At 40.5% G+C, this 25332-nt stretch carries 21 protein-coding genes and 1 tRNA gene; 15 read left to right on the top strand and 7 right to left on the bottom strand.

What is annotated here, in order from left to right:
* Window positions 1-74: 74 nt before the first annotated feature.
* Both QI031_RS02495 and ruvB read right to left on the bottom strand, forming a co-directional pair.
* Complete coding sequence (locus tag QI031_RS02495; protein ID WP_281483654.1) at window positions 75-881, bottom strand: tetratricopeptide repeat protein; 807 nt, start codon at window positions 879-881, stop codon at window positions 75-77.
* A gap of 236 nt (window positions 882-1117) precedes the next feature.
* Window positions 1118-2221 carry a Holliday junction branch migration DNA helicase RuvB gene (gene ruvB, locus QI031_RS02490; RefSeq protein WP_281483653.1) on the bottom strand — a complete coding sequence of 368 codons (1104 nt, stop codon included), beginning with the start codon at window positions 2219-2221 and terminating at the stop codon, window positions 1118-1120.
* Between the two features lie 156 nt (window positions 2222-2377).
* Here ruvB and hisF point away from each other — a divergent pair, with 156 nt between their 5' ends.
* The 4 genes from hisF to QI031_RS02470 all read left to right on the top strand — a co-directional run bounded on the left by hisF (window position 2378) and on the right by QI031_RS02470 (window position 4375).
* Window positions 2378-3151, top strand: coding sequence for an imidazole glycerol phosphate synthase subunit HisF (gene hisF / locus QI031_RS02485; RefSeq protein WP_281483652.1), 774 nt, complete (start codon window positions 2378-2380; stop codon window positions 3149-3151).
* A gap of 105 nt (window positions 3152-3256) precedes the next feature.
* The gene (locus tag QI031_RS02480; RefSeq protein ID WP_281483651.1) at window positions 3257-3448 is read left to right on the top strand and encodes a hypothetical protein; all 192 of its coding nucleotides are present in this window, start codon (window positions 3257-3259) and stop codon (window positions 3446-3448) included.
* A 74-nt stretch (window positions 3449-3522) separates the two neighbouring features.
* Window positions 3523-3595: transfer RNA gene (locus tag QI031_RS02475), tRNA-Ala, on the top strand.
* A 612-nt stretch (window positions 3596-4207) separates the two neighbouring features.
* Window positions 4208-4375, top strand: a complete 168-nt coding sequence (locus tag QI031_RS02470; RefSeq protein ID WP_281485913.1) for a ribbon-helix-helix domain-containing protein — start codon at window positions 4208-4210, stop codon at window positions 4373-4375.
* 141 nt (window positions 4376-4516) lie between these two features.
* Here the strand turns inward: QI031_RS02470 and QI031_RS02465 are convergent, their stop codons facing one another.
* Window positions 4517-4708, bottom strand: a complete 192-nt coding sequence (locus QI031_RS02465; RefSeq protein WP_281483650.1) for a hypothetical protein — start codon at window positions 4706-4708, stop codon at window positions 4517-4519.
* 86 nt (window positions 4709-4794) lie between these two features.
* On the opposite strand from QI031_RS02465, the gene QI031_RS02460 reads away from it, so the two are divergent.
* A complete protein-coding gene (locus QI031_RS02460; protein WP_281483649.1) occupies window positions 4795-4995 on the top strand; it encodes a restriction endonuclease subunit S domain-containing protein in 201 nt (66 codons plus the stop codon).
* A gap of 272 nt (window positions 4996-5267) precedes the next feature.
* Complete coding sequence (gene lysS / locus QI031_RS02455) at window positions 5268-6953, top strand: lysine--tRNA ligase (RefSeq protein WP_281483648.1); 1686 nt, start codon at window positions 5268-5270, stop codon at window positions 6951-6953.
* Between the two features lie 198 nt (window positions 6954-7151).
* Here the strand turns inward: lysS and QI031_RS02450 are convergent, their stop codons facing one another.
* The gene (locus QI031_RS02450; protein ID WP_281483647.1) at window positions 7152-7748 is read right to left on the bottom strand and encodes a glyoxalase-like domain protein; all 597 of its coding nucleotides are present in this window, start codon (window positions 7746-7748) and stop codon (window positions 7152-7154) included.
* A gap of 199 nt (window positions 7749-7947) precedes the next feature.
* On the opposite strand from QI031_RS02450, the gene QI031_RS02445 reads away from it, so the two are divergent.
* Complete coding sequence (locus tag QI031_RS02445; protein ID WP_281483646.1) at window positions 7948-8577, top strand: RNA polymerase sigma factor; 630 nt, start codon at window positions 7948-7950, stop codon at window positions 8575-8577.
* A gap of 99 nt (window positions 8578-8676) precedes the next feature.
* Window positions 8677-9780 carry a tetratricopeptide repeat protein gene (locus QI031_RS02440; RefSeq protein WP_281483645.1) on the top strand — a complete coding sequence of 368 codons (1104 nt, stop codon included), beginning with the start codon at window positions 8677-8679 and terminating at the stop codon, window positions 9778-9780.
* Between the two features lie 383 nt (window positions 9781-10163).
* On the opposite strand, the gene QI031_RS02435 is transcribed toward QI031_RS02440, so the two are convergent.
* From QI031_RS02435 to QI031_RS02425, 3 genes are all read right to left on the bottom strand, one after another.
* Window positions 10164-10997 carry a hypothetical protein gene (locus QI031_RS02435; protein ID WP_281483644.1) on the bottom strand — a complete coding sequence of 278 codons (834 nt, stop codon included), beginning with the start codon at window positions 10995-10997 and terminating at the stop codon, window positions 10164-10166.
* Between the two features lie 521 nt (window positions 10998-11518).
* Window positions 11519-11971 (bottom strand): DUF2267 domain-containing protein, encoded by a 453-nt coding sequence (locus QI031_RS31545; protein WP_343217863.1) that lies wholly within the window; start codon window positions 11969-11971, stop codon window positions 11519-11521.
* A gap of 608 nt (window positions 11972-12579) precedes the next feature.
* Complete coding sequence (locus QI031_RS02425; protein ID WP_281483642.1) at window positions 12580-14001, bottom strand: sensor histidine kinase; 1422 nt, start codon at window positions 13999-14001, stop codon at window positions 12580-12582.
* Between the two features lie 94 nt (window positions 14002-14095).
* Here QI031_RS02425 and QI031_RS02420 point away from each other — a divergent pair, with 94 nt between their 5' ends.
* The 7 genes from QI031_RS02420 to ppk1 all read left to right on the top strand — a co-directional run bounded on the left by QI031_RS02420 (window position 14096) and on the right by ppk1 (window position 25227).
* Entirely contained in the window at window positions 14096-14299 is a 204-nt protein-coding gene (locus QI031_RS02420; RefSeq protein ID WP_281483641.1) for a 2-oxoisovalerate dehydrogenase E1 subunit beta, read from the top strand.
* Window positions 14300-14743: 444 nt separating this feature from the next.
* Entirely contained in the window at window positions 14744-17434 is a 2691-nt protein-coding gene (locus QI031_RS02415) for an ELWxxDGT repeat protein (RefSeq protein ID WP_281483640.1), read from the top strand.
* A gap of 153 nt (window positions 17435-17587) precedes the next feature.
* The gene (locus QI031_RS02410; RefSeq protein WP_281483639.1) at window positions 17588-18187 is read left to right on the top strand and encodes a hypothetical protein; all 600 of its coding nucleotides are present in this window, start codon (window positions 17588-17590) and stop codon (window positions 18185-18187) included.
* Between the two features lie 273 nt (window positions 18188-18460).
* Window positions 18461-19003, top strand: coding sequence for a hypothetical protein (locus QI031_RS02405; protein WP_281483638.1), 543 nt, complete (start codon window positions 18461-18463; stop codon window positions 19001-19003).
* A 66-nt stretch (window positions 19004-19069) separates the two neighbouring features.
* Window positions 19070-19990, top strand: a complete 921-nt coding sequence (locus QI031_RS02400; RefSeq protein ID WP_281483637.1) for a fimbrial biogenesis chaperone — start codon at window positions 19070-19072, stop codon at window positions 19988-19990.
* A gap of 119 nt (window positions 19991-20109) precedes the next feature.
* On the top strand, window positions 20110-22962 hold the full coding sequence (locus QI031_RS02395) for a carboxypeptidase regulatory-like domain-containing protein (RefSeq protein WP_281483636.1): 2853 nt from the start codon (window positions 20110-20112) through the stop codon (window positions 22960-22962).
* Between the two features lie 99 nt (window positions 22963-23061).
* Window positions 23062-25227: a polyphosphate kinase 1 gene (gene ppk1 / locus QI031_RS02390; protein ID WP_281483635.1), complete on the top strand. Its 2166-nt coding sequence runs from the start codon at window positions 23062-23064 to the stop codon at window positions 25225-25227.
* Window positions 25228-25332: the final 105 nt, after the last annotated feature.

Below are 25332 nucleotides of genomic sequence, written 5' to 3'. Positions count from 1 at the left end.
CAAAAACCTAAACCAAAAATACTTCTATAGTAAATACCTCCGTTGGGGGTGGAAAAAATAACCTAAACGTGCATCTACTGTAATTTCAAGAACTTATCTAAAGCTGCAACCATACTGGGAGGCCAACGGCGAATATTTTTCACCCAGTTCATGTCTTTGTAACGGCTATCCAGTCCATAAGCTGCTACCCAGTTACTTTCTGCTTCGCCTTTGTTGCCACTAACCCAGTAAGCAGCTGTGAGAGCAGCACGCATATCAGCAAATTTGGGATATTTACGAATTATATTTTTCATTTCGCGAATTGCTGAATCGGTTTGACCTGTTTCATAAAGAGCGAGGGCATAATTGGCACGAGCAAAGGCAAAATTTGGGGCAATTTCAGTTGATTTTTGATAGTCAGCGATCGCATCTTGCCATTTTCCTAAACCTGCTTTAGCATTACCACGATTGTTATATGCCATTGCATCTTGAGGATCAAGCTCTAGGACATGATTATAATCTGCGATCGCATCTTGCCATTTTCCTAAGCCTTCTAAGGCTGTACCCCTATTCAAATAAGGATCGGTAACATTAGGTGCTAGTTCGATGGCTTTATTGTAATCTGTCAAAGCGGCTTGTAACTTGTTCTGACTCACCCGTGAATTTCCTCGATTACTCCATGCACCAGCATTAGTAGGAAACTGCTCAATAATCTTTGTCCAATACTCTTCAGCTTTGGCAAAGTCGCCCTGATTTGTGGCTGCAAAGGCTTGATCTGCCCACTCATCTCCTTGCTGGAGTTGCTCTTGAGTTACGCTAGCCTGTTGAGATACTGCCATAACTGGTCTACTCCAGCCAAACACAAGTACGAGACTGAGAACAATACCAATCAATTTAATCATCTGGGTTTATGAATAAGGGCATTGGGCATTGGACACTTGTACTGAGCGTAGCCGAAGTATGGGGCATAAGGCATGGAGAAGAGGAATTGGGGCAGCACTTCGGCTACGCTCAGTGACCGGGTGCGGGGTGCAAGGGGGATAAAGAAAAATTACCTCTTTCTCCTTTTCTCCCTGCTCCCTGCCCCTCTGCTTCCCCTGCCTCCCCTGCTTCCTAGTCTCTAGCCCTTAGCTCTTAATTACAGCAATGATAACTGTTCATTATTGGGCGGTTTAAAGCCCAAATGCTTATATGCTGCTTTTGTCGCTACTCGGCCACGGGGAGTCCGGCTTAAATAACCAATTTGCATCAGGTAAGGTTCGTAAACTTCTTCAATGGTTTGGGTATCTTCACCTGTAGCAGCAGCAATTGTTTCTAACCCCACTGGACCACCGTTGAATTGTTCAATAATCACATTCAACATTTGGCGATCTGTCCAATCTAAACCACGAGGATCTACTTGGAATAGTTGCAGTGCTTCGGCTGCGATACTTTCGGTAATCTCTCCTGATGATTTTACCTCTGCATAATCACGTACTCGCTTGAGTAACCGATTTGCAATCCGTGGTGTACCCCGCGATCGCTTGGCAATTTCTACAGCACCATCTTCTGTAACCGGGGTTTGCAGAAATTGAGCGCTGCGTGAGACAATTTGGCTCAGTTCATCAACTTCGTAAAATCGCAGTTTTTGTACTAAGCCGAAGCGATCGCGTAATGGTGAAGTCAACGCACCTACACGAGTTGTAGCTCCTACTAAGGTAAATTTTGATAGTGGTAAACTTCTGGTACGGGCGCTGGAACCTTTGCCAATGGTGATATCTAAGCGGTAATCTTCCATAGCCGGATAGAGAATTTCTTCTGTCATCCGCGAAAGACGATGAATCTCATCTACAAATAAAATATCTCCGGGTTTGAGATTCACTAGTAGTCCTACAATATCCCTTGGACGTTCTAGCGCTGGCGCACTGGTAATTTTGTAATTTACTCCCATTTCTGATGCTAAAATCATTGCCATTGTCGTTTTACCCAATCCGGGAGGTCCATATAGCAGCAAGTGATCCAACACCTCACCTCTCGACTTGGCTGCTTTAATGGCAATGTCCAGGACATCTTTTAGGTCTTTTTGCCCAATGTAATCAGCAAATCGCTGTGGTCGGATACTCTCTTCTTGCTTACCTTGTTCATCAATAGCAGCTTCAGGTTGCAAAACGTTTTCCTTGGGAGACGCTTTCGCCGACTCTTGAGGCTGCTTTGGTTGTCCGTTGGGTTCTTGAGGCTGTTTTTTCGAGGAGATTATCGCCATAATTCAGCTATCAACTTTGACTTGAGGACTGTGTGAGCGCTATATCTGCCGCCATGCTTGCTATTCAACAAGGGATGCGAAGATTTTAGTTTGGGAATACGCACGCCAATTTAAAATTTAAATTCCGGACAATTACCCAGGAGTGCAAAAGTTATTATGTTGTCTAAAAGAATCTTACCGTGCTTAGATGTGAAGGCGGGACGAGTTGTAAAGGGAGTTAACTTTGTTGATCTTAAAGATGCGGGTGATCCGGTTGAATTGGCAAAGGTTTACAACGAAGCTGGTGCAGATGAGTTAGTATTTCTGGATATTACAGCGACTCATGAAGATCGCAATACAATTATTGATGTAGTTTACCGCACTGCTGAACAGGTCTTTATTCCATTAACTGTCGGTGGTGGTATTCAATCATTAGAAAATGTTAAAGTTTTATTACGGGCTGGAGCAGACAAAGTTAGTATTAATTCTGCGGCAGTACGTGAACCAGACTTAATTAGTCGGGCAAGCGATCGCTTTGGTAATCAATGCATAGTTGTTGCTATTGATGCCAGACGCAGAATTGACCCCTATAACCCAGGCTGGGATGTGTATGTGCGAGGTGGTAGAGAAAACACTGGCTTAGATGCCCTACTTTGGGCACAAGAAGTAGAAAAACGAGGAGCAGGAGAACTGCTAGTTACCAGTATGGATGCTGATGGTACTCAAGCTGGCTATGACCTAGGGCTGACAAGAGCGATCGCTGAATCTGTACAAGTTCCAGTCATTGCCTCCGGTGGTGCAGGCAATTGTGAACATATTTACACAGCACTTACAGAAGGCAAAGCCGAAGCTGCACTATTAGCATCATTACTGCACTACGGACAACTAAGTGTGGCAGAAATTAAGAATTACTTACGCGATCGTCACCTACCTGTACGGTTATTGTCCTAATTAGATAGACATCATCGAAAACTAATCACATCTATCGTAAGTTAGATACAGTTCTCCAAAAGGGTGTTAACATTGGTGTACAAGTATTAATAAATATTAAGAAATATGTTGATTCCTATTTTATTATTTGATGTGGCGCTGGTGGCATGGTCACTGCACCTGATGGAAAAAGCCGTTGAGAACAAAGAATTTTCTATGATGCTGGCTGGCACATTGGTAGCTCTAGCTGCTGCTGCCATGCTAGTAGTTTACTTTTTGATGGGTCACTGTATGACCTATTTGTTGCAAGTTTCTTAAACAATGATGTTGGGTTTAGAGCAAAAACTTGACAAAGCATTAACAGCTAAGGCAATATAAATAACGCATTGTAAGGGGTTATAGCTCAGTTGGTAGAGCACCTCAATGGCATTGAGGGGGTCAGCGGTTCGAATCCGCTTAGCTCCATTTGTATATTAAATTATTATAAATACAGCACATCTCTGGCAAGATGCCATTGAAGCGCTTCTTTCAAACCACCATAATGAATAATTTTACGATAGAAGGCTGTAAAAGTGAGATTGCTGAGAAGATAGTTGTACAAATCTTTCAACCCACCATCGGCTGAGAGGGTTGTTGAAACCCACACCAGCCATCGGCAATATGCACATAGGAAGTTGAGCTTTCAACCCACCACCAACTGAGAGTCATAAGGCCAACTTCTCCTGAAAATCAATAATTTCTTAGCTCGTGTAGTTAAAACTTAAGGTTCTTCAGTACTGCTGCCACTTGACGCGATCGCCATATAAAAATTTCGATCATCTTGCAGTATCAGAAAATCTGCTGGCAACTTTGCCAATTTGCGGAGTTAGCCACAATCAATGCAAGCCCAGTCATTAACATGGCTCAAGTCGCTAATGGCATCGACTTCTAAGACAAAAACTGTATACCAATCTGTCACACGTTTTTAAAAAGTATGGCAATGTTTTTAACATTAGCATAAAACATTGCTAAACATTGTTGAGATTCAGTAGCTGATGCTGGGGTATGATTAACTGGCGATAAATCCTTTAAGTGTTGATGAGCCAGAGCGATCGCGTACAAACTTCTATATATTTCCCCAAAGATATCCATGAGGCTTTGGTAAGATGGGCGCAGGAAGAAGACCGTCCCATCAGTAATCTCGTGGTTCGGATTGTGAGTAAAGCGGTTGAGGAGCGGGAGAAGCAACAAAATCCACCGCAATAAAATTACCTATCGCAAGCAAGTTAATTTGCGAGTTCCTGATATGTGCTATATCTTCATATCCTTAGCGAATACATAAGCAAAGTTTCTTTGCACCGTATGTTATTAGCTCTGTGCAATATTGAAAAACTTCAAAGTCGGGACTTAAACGGTCTTGAGAACGTTATCGCGGTGATCACTTTGTAGGTTTGATGAATCAGTTGCTGCCAAATTGGAAATTTGATCAGGATAAGTTGAACCTACCAAAATAGTGATAGCGATCGCCACGAATCCTTTGTTATTAGACAAACCTTTAAAAGCAGACTGTTTCAACCCCAAGCATCGAGCATTAAACAAATTCTAGAACTGTAACATCACAAATACAGCGAAGAACACAGAAAGCTCATAAGTGCTGATATTCCCATCCTTACGGATATAATGCCTTGGCAACATTACTAGGTATCCAGATACGCAATGAAGACGGTATAAATTTACCAAGGTTGGGTACAGAAGATGGACGTAGAGCAATTTTTCCATTACCACCAACTACTGAACAAAAACGGATTGTAGAGAAGTGCGATCGCCTGCTTTCCATCTACGACGAAATCGAAAAACGCCAGCAGCAAAAAGAACCAAAGTTTTAAACAGACTATAAACTTTAGTTCGTGAAGGATAGGACAAATACTGGACAAAGCAATATAGACAACATAACCATCCAATTTGGACTAGCGGCAAAGTTACGGTTCCAAACGGTCAATTTCATCCAAAATTAGCTGACGCAAGAATGAGGGTTATAGAGTTATTGGCGGCAAAGTTATGGGTAAAGTCACATCTTGCAATCCTTATCAATCCGTGATTAGTGTTGACTACTTTTCCAGCATCTATAATTAATCTTGCCCTTTGAGAGTTCGTTACCATGTCGGAAGAAGATATTCGTGCCGCCAGATTAGAAAAAGTAGATCAACTAAAGCAGCTAGGAACTAATCCCTATGCCTATCGTTGGCAATCAACCCATCACGCAGCGCAATTGCAAGAAAAATTTGCCGATTTGCCCAACGGTGAAGAAGTTGATTTAGAAGTTGCCATTGCTGGACGCATTATGGCACGTCGCGTTTTCGGTAAGTTGGCTTTCTTCACATTGCAAGATGAAACCGGCACAATTCAGCTTTATCTGGATAAAAATCGCATCCAAGAAAGCATGGCAGATATTGATGCTGATGCCTTTAATCACTTGAAACAACTCACAGATGCAGGTGACATTCTAGGAGTCAAAGGCACTATTAAACGGACTGAAAAGGGCGAGTTATCTGTTTATGTTAAACAATATACCATCCTTACCAAATCCCTCTTACCTTTACCCGATAAGTGGCATGGGTTAACTGATGTTGCCAAACGCTATCGTCAGCGTTATGTTGACTTGATTGTTAACCCAGAAGTGCGGCAAACTTTCCGCCACCGCGCCCAAATTACTGCGGGTATTCGTCGCTATTTAGAACAACGAGATTTTCTAGAAATTGAAACGCCTGTTCTGCAAAGTGAAGCTGGGGGGGCAGATGCACGTCCTTTCGTCACTCACCACAACACTTTAGAAATGGACTTGTATCTGCGAATTGCTACAGAACTCCATCTCAAGCGGTTGATTGTGGGTGGTTTTGAAAAGGTGTTTGAATTAGGGCGAATTTTCCGCAATGAGGGAATTTCGACGCGACATAACCCTGAATTTACTTCCATAGAAGTTTACCAAGCCTACGCCGACTATAACGACATGATGGCGCTGACGGAAGGGATTATTACCACTGTCGCCCAAGAGGTGCTTGAAACCTTGCAAATTACCTACCAAGGAGAATCTATAGATTTAACTTTGCCTTGGCGACGGGTAACAATGCACGATGTAGTTAAAGAATTTACTGGCTTAGATTTCAATTCGTTCCCCACCTTGGAAGAAGCAAAAACAGCTAGTAAAAATGCTGCTATTCCTGGTGTAGAGGAATGCCAATCTATTGGTAAACTACTAAATTTAGCTTTTGAAGAGAAGGTAGAAACAAACTTAATTCAGCCTACCTTTGTAATTGATTATCCGGTGGAAATTTCGCCTTTAGCAAAACCACACCGTTCTCAAGCTGGCTTGGTAGAAAGATTTGAGTTATTTATCGTTGGGCGGGAAACTGCTAATAGCTTCTCAGAATTAACAGACCCCATTGACCAAAGAGAACGTTTAGAAGCACAAGCGCAAAGAAAAGCAGCTGGTGATTTAGAAGCCCAAGGTGTAGATGAGGACTTTTTGACAGCTCTTGAATATGGAATGCCACCCACAGGTGGTTTAGGAATTGGGATTGACAGGTTAGTAATGTTATTAACTGATTGTGCCAGTATTCGCGATGCGATCGCCTTTCCTCTGCTCAAACCTGAAGGTAGCTTTATTAAGCAATTTAGCTATGTTGCCAAAACTCAAATACTAACTATTGAATTTGATAGTGGCAGTGTTTATGAGTATTTCAAAGTACCTCCTAATATCAAAGAAGACTTAGACAATGCATCATCTACAGGTCAATACTTTAACAAATTTATAAAAGGTAAATTTAAATTTGAACAACTGAGTTGATGAAATAAGTAGAAAAGATCGTGAAGTACAAGATTCCCGACTTTTTTGAAAAAGTCGGGAATCTGACTGAGCATTGACTTGGATCTATATTTATACAAATGACCAATATAGTTGTTGCCAAATAGTTTAGGACATAAGCTGATCATAAAACCCTGATACCAAGAGACTTTCAAGCCTATTCCTTGTTCCCTGTTATAACTAATTCGCTACTTCAGCTACTTCAATAATGCGCCCTTCGTAATCTTTAACTAGAAAATTTAGGGGCTTCTGGTTGCGAATCTTAAATTTTAAACCGCGCATTTCTACTCGCATTAAAATCATGTCTAGGCAGTCGCGGTCAAAACAAACGTGACGTTGCTGATTTTTGCTGCCTAAACTCGCTCCAGTAATGACATGTAGCTGAGTATTTTTTTTCATTTGATACCACAATCCTTCATTGGCATTATTCATCATCCTGCCAGACAAACTAGGACTAGTGGATATATACAATGGATCGATCCCGGTTGCGCCCATAGTTTGTTCGTAGTTGTAGTAGTAGTGCAGAGGCACTTCAGCTGCTGGCAAGTCTAGCAGCCCTTCATACAACTGTCGTGCAATCTCTAAATCAGACACCATAACTGTGTGTACTTTGGGGGCGCTGGTGAGAAACATCCACATAGCACCTGCATAAGCTGCTAGCAGCATCACCATAATGCCTTGAGTAGAAAATAGACTATCCAAGGGCAGAGAAGGCAAAAAAGAACCTAAAGTCAAGGGAGCGAGCAGAATATTCATTGCACTGACTGCTATAACCATGAACAAATTAAAGATTGTATAAAGGAGCCGCTTTTATTATTGTCGATAAAGACTAAAAATTAAGTCTTTGTTTCTAGTTTATCAATACTAAAGTAGTCTGAATCTTAGCAATGATCATCAGCACACCCAATATAAACTGGGTGAGCTACAAGACTACCATTTCCAATATTATTTTAACCACTATCAACCGAATGGTTTTATGCAAATTCCTCATTTTCCGGAAGCTAATCACCCACTAGTTAAGTCGCTGTTCCATCACAGTGACCAAGAACTGCTGGATTTGTTTCAAAGCAATCCAGATGCTGGGAGGTACTTTACGGTGATTTTTTGCCGCTACAGCCCTATAGTCTACACCTTAATTCAGCATTCAGCGCGATCGCCTGTGCAAGCCGATTATCTGTTTACCCTGACTTGGCGGCATATCTATTACGAACTCGGTGGACTCAATTTAACTGAACCCCAATCAGGACAGGAAGCTTTAACTCTACAAAATTGGCTAATTAACATTACAGCTTTCTGTATCAATGAGCTTCAAGTACCTCCCACAGAAGCAATTCATTATTCTCTACAAGCAACTTCGCCGCCATTATGGTGCTACGTCGAAAAGGCATTAGACCAATTACCACCAATTTTGCGATTGATGGTCTTAATGGCTCAGACTTTTCATTGGAGCGAGACTAGAATCGCTGCCTATCTCCAAGCTGAAGGAGAAAAAATATCGCCTCCCGAAGTAGCCAATTTTCTTCAAGAAGGCTATCGTATGCTAGAGGACAAATTACCTACAGATATCCGCACCATCTACTTGGACGAAGATTTAGTCCAATCTTAGTTCAAGTATATACACGTATAAATGTAGCGATAATTACGAAAAAATAAAACTTCTTCTTAAACCTTCTAATTAAAGCCGAAATTTCACGGGTTAATTTTTATGAAACAACGGCATTTATTGTCATTAGCTCTCATCCTTCGTACAGAATACTTAGTAAATCCTCGCCGTAGTGATGGACTCGCTGCACGGCTGACTTTTTATTTTTTACTTTTTACTTCTTTGCTCAATCCCCTAGCAGCATCTGCTGCTGATATCACCCAACAACTCCACCAACCTTTAAGTAATTCTAGTTGGCGACAATCTAGAGATAAGGCAGATAGCTTGTTACGAATTGGTGAACAACAGTATGCCTCTGGGTATGCCGATAAAACAATTGACTCTTCTTTGCAAGCGCTTGATATTTACCACTCAATTGGCGATATTAAAGCCCAAGGACTAACCTATAATTTACTGGCAAGAGCTTATATCCAACTGAGTCGTTTTAAAGAAGGAGAAAATGCATTACGCCGACAGTTAGGTATTGCTCGTGATACTAAAGATTTTCAATCTCAGATTTTTGCCCTCAACAACATTGCTACTTTACTACTACAACAAGGAGAACCTGTCGCCGCTGGTAAAACAGTCCAAGAAGCACTAACAATTGCTCACAATGTCAAAAATATTACAGGTGAAGGACTGTCTTTGAGTAATTTGGGATTAGTAACAGTGAGGCTAGGAGATTACAACAAAGCGATTAAGCTTTATGAAACGGCTTTAACTTTCCGCCGTCAAACTGGTGATACCATCGGTGAAGCGAATACCTTAAATAATTTAGGTGATGCTTATCTCGCAGCAGGGAACTATTCAGATACAATTGGTAGTTATGGTGCAGCAATGCGGATTGCTAAAATAAACCGCGATCGCACTAACCAATTACGAGCAATTGATGGTTTAGTCATAGCTCATAGTGCTGTAGGTCGTTATGAACGTACTTTTGATTTATTAGAACAGCGTCTCATCCTTGCTCAAGAATTACAAAATCTGCGTGAGGAGTTGAAATCTTTTGAGTCCTACGCTCAAATTTACGAGCAGCTAGGTAATTACCCAACTGCCCGTAATTTTTATGAAAGAGCGATTGTATTGTCACGCACATTAGAAGATAGCAAAAAAGAAGTGCTATTGGTGGATAGACTAACTCAAATGCTGAAGCGGCGTGTCAAGTAGTTTATAGAAAAGGGCATTGAGTATAACCCTGTTTTGTCACTTTGGGAGAAGCCAATCTTTAAAAGCCTTTCAGAGTTATAATCTTCAGGGTTAGGCTACAAATTTTAGTTACTGTTAGAAAATAAAGGCTCAAAGCTTTATTCAATAAAAGTTTCAGAATCTTGCTTCGATTATTGTTTTCCGAGAGTGACACAAGAGGGATAAGAAAGAGGAATTGGGGCAGAAGAGAAGTGCGGTCTTGGTGTCTCCCCAAGTGGAGCAACTTCGGGGTGCGGGGTGCAAGGGGGATGAAGAAAAATTACCTATTTTTTCCTGCTCCCCTGCTTTCTTGTCCAGCCTGTTTCCTGTTCCCTATCCCAACGATAAGACTTTTTCAGCAAGCCCTAATTAACGAATACTGTACCGTCTTCTTGAACCCTGACACTACCTTGATTCATATTTTGGTCGGTTGTTTCATCCAATTTAACTTCTAACATTCCCGGTGTTGAAGTAGCTTGGGGAATTACCTGAAGCAATCCTCTATCTTTACGGTAGAGTGTCAATGTTGTTGGTGCATTTAAACCTTGCAACATCACATTTGACTTACCCTCTAAGATTCGAGATTGCGTATCACCAATTACTTGGTAAGTTACATCAGCCCCAGTATCATTCACTAATCTAATACTCACCTTTCCATCTGCCAATGCAACCTGAGTACTGGCGGTTTGTCGTTGACTTGGTAGTGGTGGTTGAGGTACAGAAACCGCTGGACGCACGGGAACAACTACACCAGGAGTAAATCCTTGTTGTTGCATCTGTTGGGTAAGAGCATTAGGTGGACATCCTTGAGGTACTACATTCCTACTGTTGAATGGTTCTTCATAGTAAATACGAGGACAAGGGTTAATCCCAGGAGTGCTTGATTGGGGAGCTTCACCGCCTACACTCATTCCTCCTTGATATGGTGATGAAGATGTTGGTGCAGGTGCGGGAGTCATAGGAAGAGTTCCTTGAGCAGCTAGCTTTCGAGTTAGTGCATTAGGAGGACATCCGCGTGGCGTTAAAATTTGATTGTTATGTGGTTCTTCGTAGTAAATGCTTGGACAAGGATTAACTTTAGAAGTAGTCTGTTGTGCCAATGCTGCTTTTGGAATTACTGGCACACTAATTAATAATCCTCCACAAATAGCTCCGAATAACCCGGCATACTTGCGAAAATTTGAGAAAATATTATTCATTAGTTAGCTCCTAGAAATATCTCGGCTTTTTTATTAAGAATTTAGTAGTTATTTCAATTAATTAAAATTAAATCAGAGTATTTAAAACTTAACGGTATAGTTTAATTTTTTTAAAAGAATACTTAACAATATTAATTAATTGAATTATAACAATTATAGATTTTGATTTTATCTAACTATAGACTTGAAAATAATATCAATTAAAATAATTATTTCATTCTTTAGCATGAAGAAAATAAATTAATTATCAGAGAAGGAAGAGTTTAAAATCCATGTAGGCAGCCTTTCCAGAAAATAAGAAAGACCGCCTACGCGTCTGATGTATATAGTGGTCTGTCAAGATGAATTTGCTGGGTTAATGGGAAAAAATCCAGTTCTTTTCTCCCCCTGCTTCCGGTCACTGAGCGTCTTGTACTGAGCGAAGCCGAAGTAAGCCGAATTGCTGCTTCCTCTGCTTCTCCTACCTGCCTCAACCCAGTATTTTTGGTTGATAGACCGTTAACTGCGACTTTCAGCCTAGTTTAAGCTTCTTCCCAAAGTTGACGAACTTTATCAGGCAACCAACTTGCTATTTCTTGAATCCTTTCTGAGGATAATTCATCCTTAGTAGCAGAAAATACCGCTTTGATTACTTGTTCACGGTCTACATTTTGTGGCATACCACCTTCATTTGCTACTCTGAATAAAAAGCGATCGCTATCAATTTTAAAAATACCAGGGCCTTGCCAAGGTGGACGCACCCGACTTAAAAATCCCACAATTGGATTTGTATCATGCCACAAATCAGCGATTTCCATTTGCACCGATTTATCATCGGTAATCTCGGCTGGTTTGTGCAGTTCACTTTCAACTCGGTCGGCGGCTTCTGTAGTCATTAAATCGCGCATTACCCGATATGTTACTTCTGTGATATCTCTAGCATCATAAACGTCGGGTAGTCCACTCTTGGCCATCACCTTTTCTAAAAAAGGCATATCTTTCGTCGCAATGGGAGTCGATGAACCTTTCTTTAAACTTTCGGGTGGATTAGCTTCCATTTCCTCTAGGATTTTGCGTCCTTTTTCTGTGAGTTCAGCTTTTTTAAAGGTAATCAAGTGAGGCAGAGGACCATCCTGTGACGCATAGGTATTGGCGATTCTCATCTCAAACTCTTGCGGATTAATAAAATCAGGAACATCTTCTTGTTTACCGTAGGCATTACCTGTAAATTCAGCATTAATGTAGTGCTGTTGATTTAAGTAATCTAAATGCCCCAAAAATTCGGCTGGTGTTATTTTTTTACCTAATAAATCAGCTTCATTAAACTCAACTTCGTGCATTCCCTGCCCAGTTTCATTAATTTTTTTGAGTAAAATGTAAGCTACATCTTTTCTTATACTTATTGGCATTTAATCCTCCAAAATTCTGTCGTAGATGCGTTTTGCCAAGCTTAAAGCTAGCAGTTAGTACTACTTATTGAAGATTACGAGTAGTAATAGCCAACTGTTAGATATTGGCTGAATATTGTAATCTTTGTAATCTAAGTTAGTGTGTAAAGTTATTTATCTTCATCTGTCACAGGAAACAAATACTCAATATTTAATTAATACTCTAGGGTTATTGGTAAATTGACAATAAAAGTAGTGCCTTTGCCGATATTGCTTTCTACTTGAATTTGACCTTGGTGATGTTCGACAATAGCTTGAGCGATCGCTAATCCTAAACCTGAGCCTGTAGTACTGTCTGTAGCTGTATTTCTCGTTTTATGGGTACGTGCTGGGTCTACTCGATAAAAGCGGTCAAATAAGCGTGGAATTGCTTCTACTGGAATCCCAATTCCTGTATCAGTAACTTTAATTTGCAACTGGTCGGTGGTGTAACGGATTCTAGAAACGCGATTGCTGGCCTCTATACGCATCAATTCTACATTCACTCTTCCACCTGCTGGCGTATATTGCAAGGCGTTACCAATTAAATTTGTGAATAACCGCACTAATTGATCCCATTTGCCTATAAGTGTGAACCAATTTTCTAACAATTTAGGATCAGTTGTAGAAGTGGAAGGATCAACTAAGTCTAAAGTGAGAATGATTTTTTTTTCACTAGCTAACAATTGTTGTTCCTCCACCACCTCCATCAACAAGGCATCTAGAGGACAAGGTGAAAAACTATCTTTGCTAATACCACTATCTTGTCGTGCTAAAAATAGTAAATCATTGACTAACTTACCCAAACGCTGAGTTAGTCGTTCTACTAACTTTAACTGTTGGCGATAGTTTATGGAAGTAGTCGCTTCTGCTTGTGCTGACTCCAAATCAGCCAAAGCAACTTGTACATTAGTTTGAATCAAAGCAATAGGACTTCTAAGTTCGTGAGAAGCGTCAGCGGTAAATTGTTTCAGGCGTTGGTAAGATTCGCCTACAGGTTCCATCGCTTTACCCGAAAGAAACCAGCCACTTGCAGCTACAGAAATTACCATTAACCAAGTACCTAATGCCAAATCAATCATTAACTGGCGACTAGGTTTAGTAACTTCAAACCAAGGATGACTTACACGCAGATATCCCAAAACCTGCCGTCCGACTTGTACACGCTGGGTTACTTGTCGCAATAAAAGTGCTGAATCTCCCCATTTTGCTATCTCCCTATCTGACTTTACTACACGAACTGTTTCACCAGTGCGATCGCCATGAATAGGAATATTTAGAGGTTCCGATAAAGTTGACCAAATCAACTTACCAGTAGGACTGAACCATTCTAAATCAATGTGATCATCTTCTACGGTGTCAGCATTATCTCGAAAACTGGCTTCTACATTAATGCGAAACTGCTCAGGTTCATCGTCAACTGGTTCAATTACCAAAGAACGCTCGACAATTTCCACTACATGATTGAGGGTATCGTCAACTCGCTCCACTAATGTACTGCGGACATATAAATACACTCCACTAGCGAATAGGAGGAGTAATACAGCGGTGACAGCAGTGTACCAAATAGCCAGACGGCGACGAGTAGCCTGGAACATAAAGCAATGCAGAGAAGATCTAATGTTATCAAAGTAAATCTTTTTGAATGTTAAATTATGGTTGAGGTAAAACTTCTACGTCAGCATAACCATAGTGAAAAATACAGCGACTGAAATCATATTTTTAATTGAAGAAGACCCAGAAGGTGGTTACACGGCGAAGGCTTTGGGTGAATCAATTTTTACTCAAGCTGATGATATTACTAGCTTAAAAGAAATGTTACGTGATGCGGTACGCTGCCATTTTCTTGATCAAGCAAATCGACCGAAAGCGATTGGACTGCATATCGTACTATAAATCACTCATACTTTACATTTTAAGTAGTTTTACTGTGGTTAGACATTTTCTACAGGAGTTAAATTCTAGTTGCACTTAATCCAGAAGGAAATAACCTAAAAAACAGCAAAAATCTAAAATAGACACATAATACACAAGTTACTTCGTGTATAACTTCGTAAATTTGTAAAAAAAACATTTAAGTTAGAATCCCAAGGTTTTATTCACTTGCTAAAACTCAAAAATTCAAACTTTGACATCTACCAAGCAAACCTCATACAAACACGTTACGAAAGCAAAAATCCTATTTCCAAGCAGGTTATATCTTCATAAAACAAACCAGGAATTTGGCAGCAGTAACAGTAATTATTGGTTGACGAACAGTAGTGAAGTTGTATTGCATGGCTACAAATAATTTGTAGCTAATGGTTGATGTTGAATTTCTATAGAAAATATTAAATATTTATGGCAACTTATTCAGGATTTACCGACCCAGGAAGTAGTACAGCCACAGCTTTAGATACAGCAGCTTATATTGGCGGTTCTCTAACCAGCACTACTAACATATTTAGAGATTCTATTGGCGGTTCAGACCTCTCCGATACTTATAAATTTACCCTTAGCAGTTCTAGCATTGTTAATTTAGGTTTGGATAACCTTAGCAGCAATGCAGACTTAAAACTGCTAAACAGTACTGGCAACTCTATTTATACTTCTTCTCAATCTGGTACTACAGCGGAATCACTCCGAGTTAACTTAGCTGTTGGTACTTACTACGCCCAGGTTTATTTGGGTAGTGGTGGCAGTAACACTTTTTATGATCTTAGCTTATCAGCCGAAGTCGTTCAAGAAAGCGGACGTTCTGATAATTTGATATCAACTGCATTTGATATTGGTACTTTTAATAGTATCAACACTAGCTACAGTACCACTGATTTTGTAGGCAACGCAGGTGCTACAGGTGCAATTAAAGATAGCAGTGACTACTACAAATTTACCCTAGCAAATAACGGCAATATTGGCATCACTTTAAATGGGCTAGGAGCCAATGCTGATTTGCAGCTACGCAACAGTTTTGGAAATATTCTTCAAACTTCAAATCAAGTCGGCACTGCATCAGAGTCTATTGTTCGTGATCTGGCAGCTGGCACATATTATATTCAGGTATATCTTGGTGGTGCAGGTAATTTTACAAACTATAACTTGCAGCTTTCTTTGACCCCAGACCCAGACGATTATGCTGGGAATACGTTGACAGCGGCTCGCAATATTAACCCTTTAAATACCACTGCTACAAGCTTCTCAGACTTTGTCAATTCTGGTGATGACAAAGACTATTACCGCTTTGATTTAGCTACTGCTGCTTTAGTTGATTTTACTTTAACCCCAGCAACAGCAAATGCAAATCTACAACTACTTGATAGCTCAGGAAATGGTATTCAATCTTCTAATCTGTCGGGAACGGCTGTAGACTCGATTAGACGCAGCTTAAACTCCGGCACATATTACATTTTGGTAACTCCTGAGACGGGTGTAGCTACTAATTACACTCTCTCTGCCTCCGCTATGGCAATAGGGACAGACCAAGCTCCTAATACTAGAGCCACAGCCAGAGATATCGGTACATTATCTGGTTCCCAAAGTTTCAACGATTTTGTTGGCAATATTGATACTAATGATTACTACCGTTTTAGTCTCAATATCAATAGTGAGTTTCGTCTCACTCTTAAAAATTTAATTGACAATGCAGATGTTCAACTACTTAACAGCAGTGGTACTGTGATTCAGTCATCTGCTATGGGAGGAACCTCAGATGAAACTATCAATACCAATTTGAATACAGGCACTTACTACATTCGTGTTTACACCTCTGGTTTAGCCAACAGTTTCTACACCCTAAATGTTTCTCAAAATCCCAGAACTCAAATGCTCGAAGTGTATCCAGGGACAGCTAGTTCTGACCCTGATAATTTGACAGCATGGGGTAGCGATTTGTACTTTACTGCCAATGATGGTAGTAATGATGTGCAACTGTGGAAGAGTAATGGTAGTACTAACACCCGCATCACTACTATTAATCCTGGTGGTTTTAATCCCAGTAATTTGACTGTCTTCAATAATAAGCTTTACTTCACTGCTAACGATGGCAGCAACGGTAGAGAACTTTGGGTGTACGACGGCACTACATCACAGATGCTCAGTAATATTAATCCTGGTGCTGCTAGTTCTAGCCCAGATCATCTGACTGTTGTCGGTAATAGGCTTTACTTTATTGCTAAAGATGGCACGAATGGTGCTGAATTGTGGTCATACAATGGTACAACAGTTGCTTTAGTTAAAGACATTTACTCTGGTGCTAACAGTTCTGATCCGACGAATCTCACCAATGTTAACGGTCAGCTGTATTTTACAGCCCAGAACCCCGAATTTGGTCAAGAGCTTTGGGTAAGCAATGGTAGCACCAATGGCACTCAAGTTATTGATATCAGGTCGGGAGGACTTGGCTCATCCCCTGGTAATCTTACTGCTATTGGTAGTACGCTGTACTTCACAGCTAATGATGGTACAAGCGGGGTTGAGGTTTGGAAATACGAAGCTGGAGCAGCTAGTTTAGTTAAAGATATTACACCTGGGAAAAATGGATTTGCACCGGCATTTCTCACCGCCGTTGAGAATACGCTGTATTTTGTTACAGATAGCAATGGTGACTTTCGGCAAGAACTGTGGAAGAGTGACGGTACTAGTACAGGCACTACACAAATAAACAGTGATATTTCTGGTATCGGTGCATTCAATCTTGCAGGTGTTGGCACTACTCTTTACTTTACTGGTTATAACTCTGACAGTGGCTTGGAACTATGGAAAAGCAACAGCACCAATGCCGAACTGGTAAAAGATATTTGGGTGGGTGGCGAACCAAATAACAGTATTCCTACTAGTCTCGTTGATTTTAATGGCACTTTATACTTTGCAGCATCTGATGCTAGCAACAATAGGGAGGTGTGGAGCAGTGACGGCACAGCTTTAGGTACGCGCAAGATGAGCAATATCAACTCTACAAATAATGCTAATCCTGCGAAGCTGACTGTCGTTGGTACGCGACTGTTCTTCACTGCCAACAACGGGACTAATGGTACAGAATTGTGGGTTATTTAAGGAGGTGATGTGTAAAACAAAAAAATTCAGTGATAAACCAAATTGATTGATTGTAGTTTAGCGTTCACAAGATTTTTAAGGTTTAGGCAATTTATTTGCCCAGCAAAGTATCAGAACTAACACAAACACAGAAATAGGGAGAAATTTTTGATCATGAAGAGCAAAATTGTAGCCATTATTGCCGCCAGTGCCGCCGCTTTGGGTAGCACCATTTTCGCTGCACCAGCCCACGCACAAATTTCAGGTTCTAGTGATGTCAATGTTCAAGTAACTGTACCTGAAGTACTATATTTGAGAACTGTTGACACCATTGATGTATCTATTCTACCTACAGATTTAACCGCTGCAACACTAAATACAAGTGGAACCGGATTTTTTGGTACAGATAAATCTGGTATAGCAGATGGAACCACCAGTGGACTGGATCAGACATCACCCTTTTATTTAACAGGAGGAAACCTCCAAGTTAACAAGGACATCCCAGAGGTGTTCGCTATATGGTCTAACAGCCCTCGCGGCAATGGTGTTACAGTTGCTACCACTGTAAAAACTCCTACTCTCACCGCAACTAATGGTGCAACAATCCAAATTGCCGGCGTTACTCCTATGATGAATTTCGCTAATGTACCTGGCTTAATCAACCCCTTTGTTAGTGGTGTTACTTTGAGCCTGAACTTAAATGGCTCCGGTGGTATCTCTGACGCAGGTGCTTATACTGGAGGCGAAATTACAGTTACAGCTACTGCTGAGTAACAGCTACTTCTCTATGGCTGATATTGCTGATTTTAGCGAAGGAAAATTATTAGAAGATTAGACTCTCTAATTATACCTCATTCTAGGATTCAGCAAAGCGCTAACTAAATTAAATCGAGGCTACTGATGTGCAACTAAATCCTGTTCTTCATAGCCTCCATTTATTAGATTTTTAGTACTGAAAGTACTCCCTACAACCTCCCTTTTGGAAGTCTTTTGTAATCCCTAACCTTCCAAAATTCACCAAATACACATAACTGTGATGTCAGCAATATGTCACGGAATCAAGTCATTAGCTGCTTGGGCACAATCGCAGCGCTTCTTTTACTGCACCAGCCCCAAACTCTAGCACAATATTTATTCAGTAGTGCCGAGCCTACGGAAATTTATCAGTTATCGACTCCTCAAAAACTAGTAATTCCTCCTCTTGCACCATCAGAAATTTCACCTGCTGCTGTCACTGAGTCAGTTGCCCAGGAGAATTTGCTAGCTCCTCCCCGCTTCGATACTATTATCACCCGCGAATTGCCAGCACTTTGGCAAATGCGAGTTCCCCTAGAGCAAGTGGGTTTTCTGAATGCCACTTATGAAATTAGAGCTGAAAATGGTCGAAGCAATGCAGTTAGTAATGATAGGCGTTCTGAATCTGCTGTTTCAGTTGCTTTAGAACCACTGCCTATCATTGAAGTTTCTCGCGATCAAAATAGCAATACAGCGCTGATACAGGGAGGCGTTCGCTTAAAAATGGATCTCTCAACAGCTCAGTCAGCTGGTGCTTATGGTGGCGATTTGACGGTGACAATAAATCAACACTAAGTTTCTGATTTCCATCAAGAAATAGCGTCTTTATAGTGTGTGCAAAAATCAATCATTTCATTGCAGATGTTTCCAAAATTTAGAAATATAGCCTTAAGTGCAATCGGGTTGTTAGCTCTGGGAATGCCACCTGCTACAGCACTAAATGTTGGTGTAACTCCCTCCCGATTTGAATTAGAAATCAATAGCAAAAATACTCGTTCTCAGTCTATTCGCCTTCTAAACCTTTCTTCCAAACCAGTAGAAATTAAGGCTTTTGTTCGGTCTTGGGTGATGAGTCAAGACAACAAACTACAAGATGTTGCACCCACTGCGGAATCTTTAGACCAGTGGATTGTTTTTACCCCTTCCCGATTTATAATTCCTGCACGTGGCGCCCAAACTATCCGCTTTGCAATTCGTCCTAAAACCCAACCCAAACCAGGAGAACACCGGGCTGTACTTTATCTCCAAGAAGTTTCTCCTAAAAATCAAGTTGACCCTAAAACCAAAATGAGGGTCATCTCTCAAATAGGTGTTGTCATCTATGGTTATGTCGGAGACGTAAAAAGAACTGGTGTACTTAATTCTGTAGCTGTAGACACCAAAAAGAAAACTCAAAACGCGGTATTTGACGTTTCTAATCAAGGTAATGCTTATGTGCGATTGAATGGTCAATATGCCATTTGGCCTGCTGCTAAATATCCCGGTTCTGAGGCTACAAAACCTATAGCTAATGTAGACAAGCCCAATGCCAAGCTCCCAGAAAATGTAGTAGACGCAGGATATTTACCCTTTTCACCAGTACTACCTAATAACCGCCGTCAACTTCAGCTACCAATTACCAAAAATTTACCGCCTGGAAATTACGTATTAGACATTAATGGAGATTTGAGTGGTGTAGCCATCAACAAAGGTATTCCATTTACAGTTCCAGTAGCTAATACTATCGAGGCTCAAGTTAAACCGGCTGTGCGAAACCTCCGAAACTCTCTTCGTAGTAAATAGTTTTTGCAGTTTCAAAGCTTTGAGTTTCCCGGCAACTGGGTTATTTTTTGTTTTTCTTAAAAATCATGTTGCAGCCAAGAAGCTTTCTAGGCTGCTTGTAGGAATTTTTGTGTTTAAATATGTTCTACCAAAACCCAACACCACCCCCAACAGTTACAATCTTACAGTCTGAGAATGTTTCTTGCAAACCACCGCTGGATGATAACAATAGCAAAAAATCTGAGATAATTGCAAAAGCGATCGCCGCGCCTGCTGCACCAGAAATATTATCAACAGCTGAATTTTCCCCAAATGACTTACTACAGTCCTGCTCTCAGGAACAAATGGGAAAACAAGTAGTTGCTCAAAATCTCACATTACCAGTCGCCTCGCCAAAATCGATTACTACTGACACCAAAGAAACCCCAGTAGAAAAAAATAATGATTCGACAAATACTCTCAGTGATAATATTTTAGCCACATCACAAAATTTATTACTGGGAGTAATCATTAACCAGCGAGAAGTTGGCAGTTTAGATGTTGTGCAAGAGGGAAAAATATTATTACTTCCATTATTAAATTTTGCCCAACTTACTGGATTTACCGTTGAAAACATAGACGGTAAAACCCAACTTAAAACTCCTTTAGGAGTAGTTGCGATCGCAGATGACGATCTCAAAGAGATTAACGGTGTTACATATATCAGTGATATTGTTTTACGCGAAAAACTAGCTACAAATATTGAACTAAATTCAGCAGATTTAGCTTTGATTGTGGATGTACCTTGGCGAAGAGGTGATGGACAATCTAGTTCTCAAGCAGCTGAATTGCAACCAGAAGTTAGACCTGCTAGTAGTGGGCTTTCAAATCTCAGACAAGAGTTACAGTTTACCAACAATTCTGGAGACACAAGCTGGCGTAGTTCTACTCTTTTAGGAGGACGTTTATTAGACGGAGCATGGCGAGTACGTTTAGATAACAATTTTGTTAACCAACCTGACATTACTGAATACTTTTTCTTTAAGCGTTCTGGTCAATTTCTTTATCAGGTGGGACGACAACAAATCAGTTTACATCCTCTAATTAATGGCGTTAACTTAACCGGAGCGCAATTTGGTTATACTAATCTACCCAAAAGTAGATTTTCTACAGCTTACAACGCTAATGAGCTTTTACCTAGACGCTCTCAACCTGTACAAACATTTCGGGGTGTAGTTCCACCAGCAAGTTTTGTACAGTTAAGAGTTAGCGGAGTTATAGTTGCTCAACAGCAAGTAGGACTGAGTGGAGAATACGAATTTATAGATGTCAATTTGCCTCCAAGTCAAACTAACGACATTGAACTTTTAGTATTTGACCGAAACAATCCAAATTTACCAGTTGAAATTCGTTCTTTGAGGATTAATGTTTCTGATTTGCTACTACCGTCTGGTGGAACTCTTCAACTAGGAGGGTTAGGCTTAACTGGAAACTTAATCCAAAATACTTTGTTTGATGATTTTAATTCTGTTGACTCAGGTAAACTTGCGGCATTTTATCAGGTGCGCCAAGGTATTTCTAATGATTTAACATTAGAAGGGGCATTACAAGTTTTACCCGATACAACACAAGCCCAAGCGGGCTTAGTTTGGCGTTTAGCTAATCCCGCAATTTTAGCTGCTAGTGTTGGTACATCTCGCGGTGGAATTGGTTATACAGCAGACTTAGATATTCAGTTAGATAAATTACAAATTATCGGTAATTCAGAATTATTTCCATCGGGATATCTGTATAGTAATCAATCGCGCGATCGCTTTAACCATAGTCTGGAATTTCAATATAAGTTTAATAACGATTTTAATCTAGGAGTTATTACTCGCAATTACCAAGATCAAAGTAACTCTACTGCTCACATTGCACCAACTTTCTATATGAGGCCTTTTTCAGGCTTATCTTTGAGAGGTAGACCTGATATTGAAGGGCGCTATTTATTCAATGCTTTTTATCAACCAACACGAAATAGTAGACTGTCGTTTAATACTTTTGGTGATGTTTATACAAGCGATTTTAGCTATAACTTAAACCGAGATTATTTACTATCATTGGGCGGCGAATTTGGTGGTAATTTAGCCAATCGTTATACAATGACGCTTAATCGTAATGCTCGCAGTCTATCAGGTCTGAGTTGGCGTTTAGGAATGGCATATAGTGATGGAGATGTTGGGCCAATTGTAGGTGCTAGTATGCAGGTTCTACCTGGTTTATTTGCAAGAGCTGAGTATCAAGGCATTCCATCTAGAACTAGAAACCTTTTTGGCGGTTTTGGTGATGATCGCTTAACAATTTCGCTAGTATCAGATTTATCTTTTGCTGGTGGCAGAATGGCTCCATCTAACTATATCTCTATTGGTAAAGATCGAGGGGGAATAGCTGGGCGAATTTTAGTAGAAGGAAAAAAACAAGGTTTTGATTTAAGTGGATCTATTGTCCGGGTATTCAATAACCGCAACCAAAGCGCTGGTGCAGCCAAAACTGATTCCCAAGGGAACTTCTTCGTTGGTAATTTACCAGAAGGTGTCTATATAGTTGAAATTGAACCAGAACAATTACCTGTAGAACTTTCCTTGAAGAAAACAACTATAGTAGCTGAGGTGGCAAGTTCTGCTGTAACTCGCTTAGATTTCCCTGCCAACTTAGAGTATGGTATGGCAGGTAGAATCACCGATGTTACTGGCCAACCGATGTCAGAAGTGGAAGTAGAGCTAATTGATGCCGAAGGAAAACGAGTTTCTACAACCATGACTGACCAATTTGGTCTTTATCGTCTAGATGGCGTTCCTGTTGGTAACTACACATTAAGGGTTCCGGCTCAAGAAGGCATCACCAACGGCATAACTTTACCTAATCTCCAAGTAGCAATTAGTAAGGATTTCGTCTACGACCAAAATCTCAAGTTACCAGTTGCAGCCGCAGTTAAAGAAATTAAGGACAATGAACCAGCCCAAAAACCTTAGATATGTATAATCTAGGGCTAGAAGCGATCGCCCGATTTCATCTACTATATTTATTGTTCTCCAGTTGTCTGGGCTACACCTGGCTACCCTGCGATCGCCATGCCGAAATCGAAAAAGAGCGCTACTCCCATCAATTTGAACGATCCACAATATTATCTTAACCGCGAGTTAAGCTGGTTAGAGTTTAACAATCGGGTATTACATGAAGCCTGTGACCCCAGAACGCCACTACTTGAAAGGCTCAAGTTTTTGGCAATATTTAGTTCCAACTTAGATGAGTTCTTCATGGTGCGGGTTGCGGCTTTGAAACAACAGGTAGAAGCAAAAGTTAGCCAGTTAACTCCCGATGGACGGACACCACAACAACAGTTAGATGATATTCGGTCTACCCTCGTTCCTCAGATAACAAAACAGCACCAACATTTTGACCAAGCATTACAACCGCTATTAGCAAGTCACGGGATTCATATCCTCGATTACATTAATTTGTCTCAAAAACAGCGGACTTATTTGGATAATTACTATGAAGACCAAATATTTCCGGTTTTAACTCCTTTGGCTGTTGACCCTAGCCATCCCTTTCCCTACATTTCCAATCTCAGCTTGAATTTGGCAGTTGTGGTCAAAAACCCCGATACCGAAGAAGAATTTTTTGCTAGAGTCAAAGTCCCTAGCGTTTTGCCGCGATTTTTGCCTTTACCCCCAGAGTTAGGGATTCAGGAAAACGAACAACCCGTTAACTGGACAGGTGTACCTTTAGAACAGGCGATCGCTCACAATCTAGAGTCTTTATTTCCGGGAATGAATATTCAAGAATATCATCCTTTCCGGATTACCCGCGATGCTGATTTGGCTTTAGAAGAAGATGAAGCCGATGATTTATTGCTAGCGATCGAGCAAGAACTGCGAAAACGCCGCATGGGTGGAACTCCAGTTAGGCTAGAAATTCAATCCCAGACTCCTGAAGCCATCCGTTCTAGATTGTTGCAAGATTTAGAATTGACAGAAAGTGATGTTTATGAAGTAGATGGTCTTTTAGGACTGCGGGATTTAATGTATTTCATGGCATTACCATTGCCAGAACTCAAAGATCCACCACGCCAGTCTGTAGTCCATTCCCGTCTGCAACGGCTAAAAGAGCCGAGTTTAAGTCCAGATGCCTTGGATATGGAAGAAGGTAAGGATTTTTTTGCTGTGATTCGGGAAAAGGATTTGCTGGTTCACCATCCTTATCAATCATTCTCAGCAACAGTAGTACGATTTATTACCCATGCTGCTCACGATCCGAATGTGTTAGCGATTAAGATGACTCTTTACCGGACTTCAGGAGATTCGCCTATAGTTAACGCCTTAATTGCTGCTGCCGAAAATGGAAAACAAGTATCTGTATTAGTCGAATTAAAAGCCCGGTTTGACGAAGAAAATAATATTTACTGGGCGAGACGTTTAGAAAGAGTTGGCGTTCATGTTGTCTATGGTTTAGTTGGTCTCAAAACCCATAGCAAAATTGTTTTAGTGGTGCGGCGAGAAAAAGATCGGATGCGTCGTTATGTGCATATTGGCACTGGCAACTATAATCCCAAAACAGCGCGACTGTATACAGACTTAGGATTATTTAGCTGTCGGGAAGAATTGGGTGCTGATATTACAGATATATTTAATTTTTTAACAGGCTATTCTCTGCAAAAGTCTTATCGAGAGTTGCTGGTTGCACCTGTAAATATGCGCGATCGCTTTTTATCATTAATTCATCGTGAAATGGAGAATGTCCAAAATGGGTTTTCTGGGCGCATTGTTGCCAAAATGAACTCTTTAGTTGACCCACAAATTATTACTACTTTATACGAAGCTTCCCGCGCTGGAGTACAAATTGATTTAATTATTCGGGGTATTTGCTGTTTGCGTCCTGGACTCAAAGATGTTAGTGAAAATATTCGCGTCATCAGCATTATCGGTCGATTTTTAGAACACTCCCGAATTTTTTATTTCTATAACAACGAACAAGAAGAAATTTATATTGGCAGTGCTGACTGGATGCGTCGTAACCTAGACCGCAGAGTAGAAGTAATCACCTTAGTTAAAGACTCAGACATTGCCAAAGATTTGCAAGAAATTATGGGAATTATGTTAGCAGATAACCGTCAAGCGTGGGATTTACAACCTGATGGCAGTTATGTCCAACGTCAAACCCATGAGGATAGTCCAGAAACTAACTCTCAAAAAACCCTCATGAATATGGCATTACGTTCAACAGGCATAGTCTAAAATTTGATTGATATTAAAAAAGTTTTTCTTATACAGACAACTAAATTCAAGTTGAGTTTTTAGCAAACTCAAATTTATTCACAAGTTTATTAATCAATCTCTATA

The organism is Halotia branconii CENA392, assembly GCF_029953635.1.
GTDB classification, from domain to species: domain Bacteria; phylum Cyanobacteriota; class Cyanobacteriia; order Cyanobacteriales; family Nostocaceae; genus Halotia; species Halotia branconii.
The sequence above is the reverse complement of the archived record's forward strand: the minus strand, read 5'-3'. Positions and strand labels throughout refer to the sequence as shown.

Excerpts from the sequence above, each read along its gene's own strand:
- QI031_RS02395 (WP_281483636.1), top strand. The coding sequence starts at position 20,110 with ATGTTCTACCAAAACCCAACACCACCCCCAACAGTTACAATCTTACAG.
- QI031_RS02435 (WP_281483644.1), bottom strand. The coding sequence starts at position 10,997 with ATGAATAATATTTTCTCAAATTTTCGCAAGTATGCCGGGTTATTCGGA.
- ppk1 (WP_281483635.1), top strand. The coding sequence starts at position 23,062 with ATGCCGAAATCGAAAAAGAGCGCTACTCCCATCAATTTGAACGATCCA.
- QI031_RS02405 (WP_281483638.1), top strand. The coding sequence starts at position 18,461 with ATGTCACGGAATCAAGTCATTAGCTGCTTGGGCACAATCGCAGCGCTT.
- QI031_RS02445 (WP_281483646.1), top strand. The coding sequence starts at position 7,948 with ATGCAAATTCCTCATTTTCCGGAAGCTAATCACCCACTAGTTAAGTCG.
- QI031_RS31545 (WP_343217863.1), bottom strand. The coding sequence starts at position 11,971 with ATGCCTTTTTTAGAAAAGGTGATGGCCAAGAGTGGACTACCCGACGTT.
- ruvB (WP_281483653.1), bottom strand. The coding sequence starts at position 2,221 with ATGGCGATAATCTCCTCGAAAAAACAGCCTCAAGAACCCAACGGACAA.
- QI031_RS02400 (WP_281483637.1), top strand. The coding sequence starts at position 19,070 with ATGTTTCCAAAATTTAGAAATATAGCCTTAAGTGCAATCGGGTTGTTA.
- QI031_RS02470 (WP_281485913.1), top strand. The coding sequence starts at position 4,208 with ATGAGCCAGAGCGATCGCGTACAAACTTCTATATATTTCCCCAAAGAT.
- QI031_RS02495 (WP_281483654.1), bottom strand. The coding sequence starts at position 881 with ATGATTAAATTGATTGGTATTGTTCTCAGTCTCGTACTTGTGTTTGGC.
- QI031_RS02425 (WP_281483642.1), bottom strand. The coding sequence starts at position 14,001 with ATGTTCCAGGCTACTCGTCGCCGTCTGGCTATTTGGTACACTGCTGTC.
- QI031_RS02415 (WP_281483640.1), top strand. The coding sequence starts at position 14,744 with ATGGCAACTTATTCAGGATTTACCGACCCAGGAAGTAGTACAGCCACA.
- QI031_RS02480 (WP_281483651.1), top strand. The coding sequence starts at position 3,257 with ATGTTGATTCCTATTTTATTATTTGATGTGGCGCTGGTGGCATGGTCA.
- QI031_RS02440 (WP_281483645.1), top strand. The coding sequence starts at position 8,677 with ATGAAACAACGGCATTTATTGTCATTAGCTCTCATCCTTCGTACAGAA.
- lysS (WP_281483648.1), top strand. The coding sequence starts at position 5,268 with ATGTCGGAAGAAGATATTCGTGCCGCCAGATTAGAAAAAGTAGATCAA.
- hisF (WP_281483652.1), top strand. The coding sequence starts at position 2,378 with ATGTTGTCTAAAAGAATCTTACCGTGCTTAGATGTGAAGGCGGGACGA.
- QI031_RS02410 (WP_281483639.1), top strand. The coding sequence starts at position 17,588 with ATGAAGAGCAAAATTGTAGCCATTATTGCCGCCAGTGCCGCCGCTTTG.
- QI031_RS02450 (WP_281483647.1), bottom strand. The coding sequence starts at position 7,748 with ATGGTTATAGCAGTCAGTGCAATGAATATTCTGCTCGCTCCCTTGACT.